This window comes from Kordia sp. (assembly GCF_022447245.1).
Taxonomy (GTDB): domain Bacteria; phylum Bacteroidota; class Bacteroidia; order Flavobacteriales; family Flavobacteriaceae; genus Kordia.
In genome coordinates this window covers 200,721-212,770 of record NZ_JAKVBC010000002.1, presented here as the reverse complement: position 1 = coordinate 212,770, position 12,050 = coordinate 200,721, and the positions used below count along the sequence as shown (strand labels likewise).

Annotated in this window: 10 protein-coding genes; 4 read left to right on the top strand and 6 right to left on the bottom strand. The window is 33.4% G+C overall.

All coding sequences use genetic code 11. The features are described from left to right. Positions 1-37: 37 nt before the first annotated feature. The 3 genes from MK119_RS02355 (at position 38) to MK119_RS02345 (ending at position 3,815) form a co-directional block, all read left to right on the top strand. On the top strand, positions 38-2,269 hold the full coding sequence (locus tag MK119_RS02355; protein WP_290670430.1) for a histidine kinase: 2,232 nt from the start codon (positions 38-40) through the stop codon (positions 2,267-2,269). After that, positions 2,270-3,001, top strand: a complete 732-nt coding sequence (locus tag MK119_RS02350; protein ID WP_290670427.1) for a LytTR family DNA-binding domain-containing protein — start codon at positions 2,270-2,272, stop codon at positions 2,999-3,001. It abuts the gene before it with no gap. Between the two features lie 301 nt (positions 3,002-3,302). Further along, positions 3,303-3,815 (top strand): gamma carbonic anhydrase family protein, encoded by a 513-nt coding sequence (locus tag MK119_RS02345; protein ID WP_290670424.1) that lies wholly within the window; start codon positions 3,303-3,305, stop codon positions 3,813-3,815. A gap of 28 nt (positions 3,816-3,843) precedes the next feature. Here MK119_RS02345 and murI read toward each other — a convergent pair whose 3' ends face one another. Next, positions 3,844-4,623, bottom strand: coding sequence for a glutamate racemase (gene murI, locus MK119_RS02340; protein ID WP_290670420.1), 780 nt, complete (start codon positions 4,621-4,623; stop codon positions 3,844-3,846). 734 nt (positions 4,624-5,357) lie between these two features. On the opposite strand from murI, the gene MK119_RS02335 reads away from it, so the two are divergent. Beyond that, complete coding sequence (locus MK119_RS02335; protein WP_290670417.1) at positions 5,358-6,311, top strand: hypothetical protein; 954 nt, start codon at positions 5,358-5,360, stop codon at positions 6,309-6,311. A gap of 55 nt (positions 6,312-6,366) precedes the next feature. Here MK119_RS02335 and MK119_RS02330 read toward each other — a convergent pair whose 3' ends face one another. The 5 genes from MK119_RS02330 to MK119_RS02310 form a co-directional block, all read right to left on the bottom strand. Beyond that, the gene (locus tag MK119_RS02330; protein WP_366512754.1) at positions 6,367-6,870 is read right to left on the bottom strand and encodes an OmpH family outer membrane protein; all 504 of its coding nucleotides are present in this window, start codon (positions 6,868-6,870) and stop codon (positions 6,367-6,369) included. 144 nt (positions 6,871-7,014) lie between these two features. Continuing rightward, a complete protein-coding gene (locus MK119_RS02325) occupies positions 7,015-7,923 on the bottom strand; it encodes an OmpH family outer membrane protein (protein WP_290670411.1) in 909 nt (302 codons plus the stop codon). Between the two features lie 47 nt (positions 7,924-7,970). Further along, entirely contained in the window at positions 7,971-10,592 is a 2,622-nt protein-coding gene (locus MK119_RS02320) for a POTRA domain-containing protein (protein WP_290670408.1), read from the bottom strand. A gap of 7 nt (positions 10,593-10,599) precedes the next feature. Further along, positions 10,600-11,340, bottom strand: coding sequence for an isoprenyl transferase (locus MK119_RS02315; protein WP_290670405.1), 741 nt, complete (start codon positions 11,338-11,340; stop codon positions 10,600-10,602). A gap of 20 nt (positions 11,341-11,360) precedes the next feature. After that, positions 11,361-12,047 carry a DUF6089 family protein gene (locus MK119_RS02310; protein WP_290670402.1) on the bottom strand — a complete coding sequence of 229 codons (687 nt, stop codon included), beginning with the start codon at positions 12,045-12,047 and terminating at the stop codon, positions 11,361-11,363. Positions 12,048-12,050 lie beyond the last annotated feature (3 nt).

Below are 12,050 nucleotides of genomic sequence, written 5' to 3'. Positions count from 1 at the left end.
ATGAAAGTGCGTAAGTTTATCCTAATTAATGAAAAAAATGAAGAATAAGCTTGCTATAGTATTTGTGTTTTTATGCTTGCTTTCGTTCCAAGAAATTGTATCCCAAAACAATCCGAATGAAATGAAAGAAGAAGCTGCTTTTTTTATGGTGCGAGGAGAAATTAGAGGGAGAGATAATCGTGCACCTGTTTCTGACGCCACCATACGCGTAGTAGGAGGAGAAGTGGCAAAAACAAACGCATTTGGACGCTTTACCATACGAACACGTGTAGGTGATCAATTGGTGATTGAACATCCGAGTTTTGGAAAAGAGTTTCATAAAGTCACTAGCGATGAATCTATTGTGATTTTGGTAGAAGGATTTGAGGAAGACCAACAAGAAAATACGTCTTCTTTACGAGGTCAAAAACGTAAATCTAACTTGAAGCAGCATAAAGTCATGTTGGATTCAGCTGTGTTCTTCAAAGAAAAAGATATTGAAAAGAGTATTCAATTCATTGAAAAAGCACTGGAGAATTTATATGATGACAATGATGAAAAGCAACTTTCAGATTCGTATGAAATTTTAGGAGATGTTTATGTGTATTGGCAACAGTACGACTTGGGAATAAGTAATTATGAAATAGCACTCAATACCTATAGTACGACGCGTTTGTGGATTTCATTAGGAAAAACACAATTGCTAAATGCAGATTATACTGAAGCCATCAAATCATTTAAAAGAATTTTGCGCAATAGCTTATCGCGATATCAACAAGTAACGGTATATGAAGGTTTAGGAGATGCGTATAAAGCTCTAGGTAAATATGATATTGCGCTTAAGAACTATAACAAAGGACTAAAAATTGCGAAAGAAGATCTGATTACACCAAAAGTAACTGATTTGAATTCTAAAATTGCAGATAATTATGCTGCTACAGGAAATACAAATGCTGCCGAAGGATATTATACAAATTCTTTAAACTTGGCACAAGAACAAAACTTAAAGCGTGCTATTGTAGAGCAAGATCGTGTGGCAGATTTTTATAACTCGAACAATTTATTTGATAAAGAGATTCAGTTGCGTAAGCAGAACTTGGCAGATTTAGAAAAATCGGGTACAGATAAGCAAGTCGCTAAAGGAACCTTAAATGACTCTATTATTATTAGTTCGCAACGAATAAATTATAAGATTGGAAATGCTTTTTTATTACAGGAAAAATACGATGAAGCATTGCCATACTTGGAAAAAAGTGCTTCTGAAGCGATTTCTAAAGAAGATTTAATTGTTGGGAAAGATGCAAAACGTAAATTGTCTGAAACTTATGAATCTCTTGGTGATTTTGAAAGAGCACGCAAAAACTTTCAGGAATATGTAGATTTAGTAAATGAATTAACACTTCGAAAAGAACAGGAAATTTCAATAGCAAATCGTTTGCGAAAAAACATTCAAGAAAACCAAACACGGATTATGAGTTTGGAAGCGGATCGTAAGCTAGAGCGAAATCGTATCGATAGTTACATGCGTGAACAACTTTTGGTAGAACAGAAAAACACAACACAACAGTACACTATTTATTCGCTTATTCTTGGAATTGTTTTATTAGCGATCACAATTTATTTACTATATAGAAATAGTAAACAGCAGAAATTAGCGAATAATTTATTAGCCTTAAAATCGCTACGTGCACAAATGAATCCGCATTTTATTTTTAATGCGTTGAATTCTGTGAATAATTATATAGCATTGAATGATGAACGTAATGCGAATCGATATTTATCTGAGTTCTCTACCTTAATGCGTGCTGTTTTAGAAAATTCGGATGAAGATTTTATCCCACTTTTCAAAGAATTGGAATTGCTCGAATTATATGTACGCTTAGAGCACATGCGCTTTCAGGATAAATTTGACTATAAAATCAATGTTGATGAGAAATTAAAAGTTTCTGAATTTCAAATTCCGCCAATGTTGCTGCAGCCGTATATAGAAAATGCAATTTGGCATGGACTACGCTATAAGGAAGAAAAAGGAATGTTGAGTATTACTATTACGGCAAAAACGGACGAAATATTAGAAATTACAATTGAAGATGATGGAATTGGTCGAAAGCGTTCTATGGAGTTAAAGACAAAAAATCAGCTTCGCCAAAAATCAAAAGGTATGGGGAATATCAAAAAACGTATTGCCATATTGAATGATATGTATAAAGATAAAGTAGATGTTTCTGTGACCGATATTTTTCAAGATGGACAAGGAACTAAAGTTATACTAACACTAAAAAAAGACTAAATGCAATTACAAACTATCATTGTAGAGGACGAAGAAATCAGTAGAGAAATTCTAAAAAAATACGTCGCAAAATACTGTCCGAATGTAAATGTTATCGGAGAAGCTTCTAATATTGAAGATGCATTGGTTTTGATACGAAATAATGAATTAGATTTGGTGTTTTTAGATGTGGAAATGCCTTTTGGAAATGCGTTTGACTTGCTCGAAAAAGTAGGTGATCGTTCGTTTGAAACTATTTTTGTAACGGCTTATGATCATTATGCGATTGAAGCTCTCAATAGTCATGCATCGTACTATTTGTTGAAACCAATTTCTATTGATGAATTGATCAAAGCAGTAGATCATGTAATCTCTGTAAAAAGTAAAGAAGAACGTTTGGCAGATACTGTATTGGCAACAAACATTGAAACGTTCAATGGAAAAATTACCATTCCACAACAAGATGGTTTTGAAGTGCTCAATGTAGCAGATATAGTGTATTGCAAAGCTGATGATAATTATACGGAAATCTACATCAACAATTCAAAGATTGTAGTAAGTAAAACACTCAAATACTTTGAAGAGGCGTTGAGTCAATATCCATTTGCAAGAGTTCATAAATCCTACTTAGTAAATGTAAATGCTGTGGTAAAATACAGAAAAGGAAAAGGCGGAAGTGTGGTATTGAGTAATGGAAAAGAAGTGTTAGTGTCCTCTACTAAAAAAGCAAACTTACTATCGTATTTTAAATAATGAATTCGAGTCGCCAGATCGAGTGAATTTGTAAAACAAATTAGTATAAAAATCTAATTGGAATTTCAGAATACTCCTCAATGCAATTTTCTTTATCTCATTACGAAAAGTAATCGAAATGACACTTTAAAAAAGTAGTCAGTATTGGGATGTTAGTGCTTGTAAACATCAAATAACTCACAATATAGCTGAGCGACCAATCGACAATTAAGAAATTGTAAAAGTTGAAAAGTAAAACTCAAAAATATTAAATGAAAAAGTATCTTTGCTAATAGCGAAGCAACTCAAAACCTAACACCTAATGATCATCAAACCCGTAAAAGGAAAACATCCACAAATAGGAAACGATTGTTTTATTGCAGAAAATGCTACCATTGTAGGTGAAGTAACGATGGGAAACCAATGTAGTGTATGGTTTAACGCGGTTATTCGTGGCGATGTACATTTTATTAAAATGGGCAATAAGGTAAATGTACAAGATGGTGCTGTTATTCATGCTACTTATCAAAAATCTCCAACGACTATTGGAAATAATGTTTCTATCGGACATAATGCTATTGTGCATGGCTGTATTATTCATGACAATGTTTTAATAGGAATGGGAAGCATTGTAATGGATGATTGTGTCGTGGAAAGTAATAGTATTATCGCTGCAGGAGCAGTGGTGACTAAAAATACACATGTAGAATCGGGTAGTATTTATGCTGGAATTCCTGCAAAAAAAGTAAAAGACATCAGTAAAGAATTAATCTCTGGAGAAATAGATCGTATTGCAGAGAACTATGTAGAATATTCAAGTTGGTTCAAAGATTGAGATTCTAAATTAAGTTAAGAATGGCATTTTAAAAATCCAATGCTTCTACTGTAAAATCTCCATCTAAAATCTCAGTTAAAATTTCAGGGTTTCCATTGCTGAAAAACATGCAGTCTCCAATATTAGTAACTGAGGCACACAATTCATGCTTTTCTAAAATAGCTTGAGTTTGTCTAGCTACAGCAGCTCCAGAATCTATAATAGTCACATGTTTAGGAAGCAAGGTATGCAACTTAGGTATCAAATACGGATAATGACTACAACCTAAAACCAAATAATCAATATTTGCTGCAATCATCGGTGTGATGTATTTTTTTAAGAGTTCTTCCATTTCTGGAGAATCAATGGCTCCGTTTTCAATCAATGGAACTAAACCTTCGCCAACTTGTTCAATAATAGTAACGCCGTTTGCGTACAAATCTGACGTTTTGTGAAACAATTCACTCGATAAGGTTCCTTTGGTAGCTAAAATCCCAATCGTGTTAGATTTCGTCTGTAAAGCGGCTGGTTTAATAGCAGGTTCAATTCCAATAAATGGAACATCATAAATTTCACGAAGATGGCGAATGGCATTTGTAGTAGCCGTATTGCAAGCAATAACAATAAGTTTACAACCTTTTTCTAGAAGTAATTCTGTATTCTTTACACTAAGTTCAGTGATTCTATTTTTTCCTTTTGGACCATACGGAGCATATTTACTATCTGCTAAATAGATCGTGTTTTCGTAGGGCAATAATTTGTGAATTTCTCTCCAAATCGACGTGCCGCCAACTCCTGAATCAAAAATACCAATTGGGGAATTATTCATAACTGTAAAAATAAGTAAAAAAAATAGCCTTGTCTATATCATTTGAGTTTGCAGCTATGTTTTTTGGAAAAATTAAAATGTAATTAGACAAATCCTACATTTTATAGGATTTGTCTTTATTTTTCAAAATATACATTTGAGCTATTAACTTTAATATGATCATTATGAAAAAACAAAAAATGGCAACCAAACTAAATTTAGGCAAAACCAATGTTTCCAATTTAGGAGCAATAAAAGGAGGTTATATTACTTTTTATTGTATAACTTTTAGGTGTAATACCAATAATTGTGGAACCAAAGGTTGTGGCACTAACGCCTGTGGTAGTAATAATTGTGCGACAAACAAACATTCATTAAGAGACCCTTTGCATTGTCTTACTTGCAATGGAGGATGTTAATCTAACATCATTTAAGACGAAAAGCTGCCATTTTTGGCGGCTTTTTTTGATTGCAAGCTCACCCAAAAGTAGTGTTGACTCATTTGTGGTTTTTTAAAGCGAAATGACAATGTATTTTGCTTGCAAAATATGAATTATGAATCGACATTACTTTATTTCGTTGTGTGTTTCTTTTATGGAATATTTTCTAATGCACAGCCTGGACCAATATTGATGAATCTAAATGATGGAATAGGTGATATAGTTATCATTGATAGTACTACAAATCTAACTCGTGTTGCTTTGTTGAAAAACCATAAAAATCTCAGTTTGAATATCAGGTTGTCAAAAATACCGGTGGAGTTCAAAGATTTTGTACATACAGAATCACTTACCATAACTCCGCCTACTGATATCGAGAAATTGGATGTGTATTTTCCTAATCTAAAGCACTTAAATATTCGTCGCGCTAAACAAAAGTTTATAACGAAAAAGAAATTTAAGTTAGATTCCTTGCAGACCTTATATATTATGGATGCTGAAAACTTAGAAAATATAGATGGTTTTTTAAATTGTACTGCACTTGAAAAATTAATTATTTATCGCACGCCAAACCTAATTCAATTTCCAAAATTTCGTAAAAAAAATAGAATAAAAGAATTGGTAATTGATGATGGAACAACATATAGAAAAAAGGACACTGTAAAATACTTGAAAGAAATTGGTAGACTTTCTAAATTAGAGAAACTAACACTTGGAAATATATACAGTATTACCGAAATACCGTCATATTTGCCAACATCAATTCAGTATTTAGAGGTCAATAGTTGGGCAGTTTATAATCGTAAGACTAAACTAAAAAGTTTGAAACATCTTAAGAAATATATAAACCTAAAAACTCTGAAACTGTATAATCTAGAACTAGATACTGTTAAAGAAAAATTTACAGAAATTAATTTGGAAAAGTTGTACCTCAATAGAGTTCATAACTTAATAGATGTTTCATGGATTTTTACATTTGCAGCTATAGATTATATAATGTTGTATGGTTGTAATGAGATTTCTATAGTTCATCCAAGAAGCAATACAAGTTCTATTTCTAAGATCGATATACGTAACTTGAGTAATGTGACTTCTATTGATGCTTTATTCAATTTGAATAATTTAAAATCTTTAGAAGTCCGGTATTGTCCAAAATTGATTCTGCCGAGTACAGATATCATGTATAAAACACCACATATTATGATATCAGGAACAGGCTATCATTTATTCAAAGAAAATGGAGTTTGGGAAAAGATTGAATATTATTAGAAACAAAAAAACCGCTTTTCAAAAGCGGTTTTTTATAGTATAGTTATGTAGTTTTTTACTTGATACCTAATTCTTTTTTAACAGCATCCATTAAATCAGTTCCATCAGCTAGTAATAAACCTGAACCTGGAGTTTCGTCAAGTACATAAGCATATCCTTGTGCTCTTGCTACTTTTTGAATCGCAGCTAATGCTTTTTCCTGAATTGGCTTTGTTAAGTCAATGTACTTTTGTTGTGCAGTTTTATCAGCAGCTGCTTGGGCTTCTTGGATACGTCCTTCTAACTCAGCTAATTCTTTTTGTCTTTCTTTGTTTTCAGCATCAGTCTTGTTAGGAGCTTCATTTGTATACTGAGTCAATTTATTTCTATATTCTGTCACAGAAGCTTGAATATCTGCACCTAATGATTTTTGTAGCTTGTCAAACTCATCTTTAGCTTCTTTCATTTCCGGCATTGCGCTAATCAATTTCTGCGTGTTAATGTGTGCAACTTTTGTCTGTGCATTTGTAAAACTAACCATTCCTAAGAATAGTACTGCAACGGCAATTAGCTTTTTCATTTGTTTCATGATGTTCAATTATTTACTTTAAGTGTTATTTATATTAATTGTTGTTACTCGATAATCAAGATTTGTTTTTAGGGTTGTCTCGATGTTGAGGGTGTATTTTCTATAATTACCTCTAAGGCAAAATTGGGCTTATTTTTATTGTCCGCCTCCGGCGCCTTCACCGTTTTCTTCGCTTTCTTTATTCTTTTCTTCTTGCTGCTTTTTGCGATCTTCCGTCTTTTTGCGTTTTTCTTCCGCACGTTTTTTACGTTTTTCTTCCGCAGCTTTCTTTTTAGCTTCGCGTTCAGCGATTAGTTTTTTGCGTTTTTCTTCGTAAGCTTTTTTCTTTGCTGCGCGCTCTTCCTCACGTTTCTTTTTACGCTCATCTAATAACTTTTGACGCTCTGCTTTCTTTTCAGCAGCAGCTTGCTTTTTAGCTTCTACTTCAGGATTTGGATCTTTAGCAGTGTCTGCATCTTCGAATTTGGATTTTTCGCTTTGCTTTTTCCTGATTTTTTCTTCTCTGCCTTTACGCTTTTCATCTCTATTGATAATACGTAAAACTTGATCACTTATATCAAATTTCTTTGCAGAGAAAAGCATTACTACGTCAGCTGATTTGTCAAACACAAAATCATAACGTTTCTTTTTTGCGATATCTTGAACAGCATCTAGCACTTGATCTTGAATAGGTTTTACCATATTTTGACGTTGTACCATCAAACTTCCAAAAGGGCCAAAACGATCTTGTTGGTATGTTTGTAATTCTTGTTCTAAGATTTCGATTTCTTCTTCACGCTCGTCAACTAATTCTTTGGTAAGTAAAACACGTTCCGCACTTAGATTTTTTTTCATTTGATCTATCGTGCTTTGCTTTTTTTGAATTTGGTTTTTCCAGCGTTGAGCTTTTGCTTCTAATTGTGTGTTTGCTTCTTGATATGTCTTTACGTTTTCTAAAATGTATTCCATATCAATATAGCCAACCTTTGCACCATTTACGCGTTGTGCGTGTACGTTAGATAGTGTAAGAAGCATCGTTAATAAAAAAAGAACTTTCGTTTTCATGTCTGTCGGTTTGTTAATAGAAAATATCGTGCCAAAATTAAAATTGCTTAAAATTGCTGTCCGATAATAAAGTGTGTTTCCCATCCGTTTCGCTGCGTAGTTCCTGGGATTGGATCAAATCCATATCCAAAGTCAATACCTAGCAATCCAAATGCGGGCATAAATATACGCAATCCAGCACCAGCTGAGCGGTTTAACTCAAACGGACTGTATTCTTTAAACGAATTAAATGAGCCACCAGCTTCTAAAAATGCTAACGTATAAATAGAAGCAGTTTGCTTTAATGTAATCGGATAACGTAACTCTAACGAAAATTTATTGTAAATAGTACCTCCATCGATATCAGAAAGTGATTGATTAGGATATCCACGCAATGCAATAGCCTCTCTACCATCCAAGCTAAAGTTACCTAATCCGTCTCCACCAACGAAGAATCTTTCGAATGGAATGATCCCTCTATCGTTATTGTATGCGCCTAAGAACCCAAAATTAGCTTCTGTCTTTAAGACTAATTTGTCAACAATATTTTGGTACCAAGCACCTTTAAATTTAATTTTATAAAATTCTAACCATTTGAATTTTTCTTGATCAACTTTTCCTCTGTCAACAACAGAAACTTCTCCTGGTTCAAGTGTTGGACCTAAATTTGCAGGTTCTCCTGGTAAATTAGCATTGGCATTTAGGTAGTTACCATTAGCATCTTTTAACTGATACTCATCTAAATTTTCTAAATTTCCGTAATCTACGTTATTAAACAGCGAATAAGGTAAGGAAAGTTTTGCACTTACAGTGAATTCTGAACCTTGCATTGGGTAAATTGGGTTTGGCCCCGATGAATTTCTTGTCAAAGCAGCTGTATATGAAAAGTTGTTTGAGAATCCATCACCAAAGGTAAATAATCCTGTATTGTAGTTTTTTAAGTTGTAATGTTGAAAGCTTAATGCTTGCGATAATACAAAGTAATCATCTGGCTCCGCTAAACGTTTTGCTAATCCTACAGATAATCCTGTAATTAAGAAACGTCTGTCTTTATCAGCATTGTTTGTTTGTGGGTTGAATAAAAACTGTACTGTGTGTGATAATGAAGTTGTAAACTGTACAGGTTTTTTTCCTCCTAACCATGGTTCTGTGAATGAAAAGCTAAATGTTTGGAAGAATCTACTTGCTTGTGCACGTAATGCTAATTTTTGTCCATCACCTGTTGGTAATGGTTTGTAGGCTTCACCATTAAATAGATTTCGAATAGAGAAGTTATTAAATGATAGTCCTAAGGTTCCGATGAAACCTCCACCACCATAGCCACCTTGTAGTTCTATTTGGCTTCCTCCACGTTCAGCTAAACTATATTCTACATCAACAGTACCACTGTTTGGATCTGGATTTTTTATTTCAGGCTTAATTTGCTCTGCATCAAAGAATCCTAACTGACCTAATTCACGAATCGTTCGAATGATTTTATCTTTACTATATAATTCTCCTGGTTTTGTTCTGATCTCACGATAGATTACGTGATCGTTTGCTTTTTCGTTACCAACTACTGAGATATTGTTGAAATATGCAGGCTTTCCTTCAATAATACGGATTTCGAAGTTAATCGTGTCATTCTTTGCAGAAACCTCAACTGGGTTGATGTTAGAAAATAAATATCCGTTGTTTTGGTATTGATTTGTTAAGTCTTGTGCATCAGGATCTGTTTCGTCAGCGATACGCTTTTCTAGTAAGACACCATTGTAAGTATCTCCTTTTTTGATTCCTAATAAACTGCTCAATTGCCTGTCTGTATATACTGTATTTCCTAAGAATGTAATGTCTCCAAAATAGTATTTATTTCCTTCTTCAAGAGCAATATCAATATTAAGGGTATTATCATCGTTCCAGCTAATAGAGTCACCTACAATACGTGCATCACGATATCCATTTTCTTTATACTTTTCAATGATAGAGTTTAAATCTTCCTTGTAGTTTTCAGGAATGAATTTAGAAGCTTTGAATATACGAAGTGGAAATTTTTCTTTCGTATTTTTCATAGCTCTTCGAAGCTTTTTGTCTTTGAATTGGTTATTTCCAGTAAAGCGGATATTCTTAACTTTAATCTTTTTACCGCGATCTACATTTACAATCACTTTCATGTTGTTGGTAGCATTGTTTGTAGTATCTGGCTTCGTAGTAATATTTACTTTGGTACGATAAAAACCTAGTTTTTTGTACTTGTTTTCGATATAGTTTTTAGTGTTGGCTAAGAAACTTTCTGTGATTTTCTTACCCTTTTTAAGTTCGGTTTCTTTGATAACCGTTGCAGCCTTATTTTCTTTTAATCCACGAACTTCTACATTGGATAATGTAGGTAATTCTTGAATGTTTAATTCTAAGAATATTTTATTTCCTTCAATGCGATCTATATAGAAATTGATATCGCTAAAAAGCTCTAATCCCCACAATTTTTTAATAACTGCACTAATCTCTTCTCCTGGCACTAAAATTTCCTGTCCTTCACGTAATTGCGTGTATGTTATAACCGTTTGTTCGTTATAACTTTTTAATCCAGTAACTTTAATGCCGCCTATCGTATATTTCTTCCCTTTATCAAAAGTCGTTTCTTGTGCATACGAGGCAATACTGCAAAACAGTAGTAATAATAGCAATAATGATTTTAGGTATTTTTTTTGCATTAAAATTCTAATTAATTTGTTCGCTTGTTTTTCCAAATCTTCGTTCTCTATTTTGATAATTAATCAACGCTTCATATAAGTCTTCCTTGCTAAAATCTGGCCATAATACATTCGTAAAATACAGTTCAGCATACGCTATTTGCCATAGCAGAAAGTTACTTATACGGTGTTCTCCACTAGTACGTATAAGTAAATCCACATCGGGTAAATCTTGCGTGTAAAGATGCTGATTAATAATGGATTCGTCAATAGATTCCAAAGAAATTATATTATTTTTAACTTTATGACATATTTCTTTAACAGCATTTTTAAGTTCTTCCCTTGAACCATAGCTTAATGCTAGTGTTAAAGTCATGTGTGTGTTGTCTTTTGTCTTTTCTATCACCTCAAACAATTCTCTTTTAGCTTTTTTGGGAAGAGAATCTAGAGAGCCAATAGCCTGTAGTTTGATATTGTTTTTCTGTAGTATTTTGAGCTCTTTACGTAATGAAGAAACCAATAAGCGCATTAAAGCCTCTACTTCTAACCTTGGACGATTCCAATTTTCAGTAGAAAAAGCATATAATGTCAGGTTTTTAATGCCCAATTCAGCACAGGCTTCTACGGTTTGTCGTACAGATTTAGTGCCGTTTTCATGACCAAATACACGAAGTTTCCCTTTTTGTTTTGCCCAACGACCGTTTCCATCCATAATAATGGCTAAATGTTGAGGCAAAAAGTCTTTCTGTATTTTATTAGCTAAACTCATTCGTGTTTTTGTTTGCTACGCTAGTAACAATAACAGGGTTTTTTTCCAAAAGTATACGTAAGGGTAATACCTGTAAACATATACCAATCGTTACTGTTTATATTTCCAAATTTCAGACTGTCAAAATCTGCTTTATCATTTACTGGGTTACTTCCATCGATGTCATCGGTAAAGGTATATCTAGCTCCTAGTTCAAGTCCCAAAACCCATTTGTCTGAAATCGTCATTTTATATCCTAATACCATTGGAATGGCAAACGTATTCTCATCTCCATAAGGAACAATTCTTCCATTTTCCAAAAATAGTGTGTCATAATTAAAATATGAAACACCGGTGTATATATAAGGTGCGGCTTGCAGATCTGTATCATGCAAGTTAAATTCCCAAAATGTAAATTCAACACCAACAGATAGCTCAGTGATAGTGTTTGTAAATTGCAATCCACGTAATTGTCTTGCAGGATCATCTGAATTAATATCTTTTCCTTCTAGCAGTGTTCGTGTTATGGATGCTCTAAACGAGTGTCTTTCACTTCTGTTCCATTTGTAAATAGCTCCATATGCCAAATGGTTCGGGTTTATGTATTTTGTTGATCCTACATCACCAACAAAATTACTGTACCCAATATACCCTCCAATTTCATGGAGTTGTGCATTTGAGGTTTGGGCTAAAGTAAAAGCAACCAACATTATAACGAGTCTTCTCATAGG

Bases quoted from the DNA above. Each gene is read 5' to 3' on its own strand.
- MK119_RS02330 (WP_366512754.1), bottom strand. From the start codon at position 6,870: ATGAAAAAGCTAATTGCCGTTGCAGTACTATTCTTAGGAATGGTTAGT.
- MK119_RS02350 (WP_290670427.1), top strand. From the start codon at position 2,270: ATGCAATTACAAACTATCATTGTAGAGGACGAAGAAATCAGTAGAGAA.
- MK119_RS02355 (WP_290670430.1), top strand. From the start codon at position 38: ATGAAGAATAAGCTTGCTATAGTATTTGTGTTTTTATGCTTGCTTTCG.
- MK119_RS02320 (WP_290670408.1), bottom strand. From the start codon at position 10,592: ATGCAAAAAAAATACCTAAAATCATTATTGCTATTATTACTACTGTTT.
- MK119_RS02310 (WP_290670402.1), bottom strand. From the start codon at position 12,047: ATGAGAAGACTCGTTATAATGTTGGTTGCTTTTACTTTAGCCCAAACC.
- MK119_RS02325 (WP_290670411.1), bottom strand. From the start codon at position 7,923: ATGAAAACGAAAGTTCTTTTTTTATTAACGATGCTTCTTACACTATCT.
- MK119_RS02345 (WP_290670424.1), top strand. From the start codon at position 3,303: ATGATCATCAAACCCGTAAAAGGAAAACATCCACAAATAGGAAACGAT.
- murI (WP_290670420.1), bottom strand. From the start codon at position 4,623: ATGAATAATTCCCCAATTGGTATTTTTGATTCAGGAGTTGGCGGCACG.
- MK119_RS02315 (WP_290670405.1), bottom strand. From the start codon at position 11,340: ATGAGTTTAGCTAATAAAATACAGAAAGACTTTTTGCCTCAACATTTA.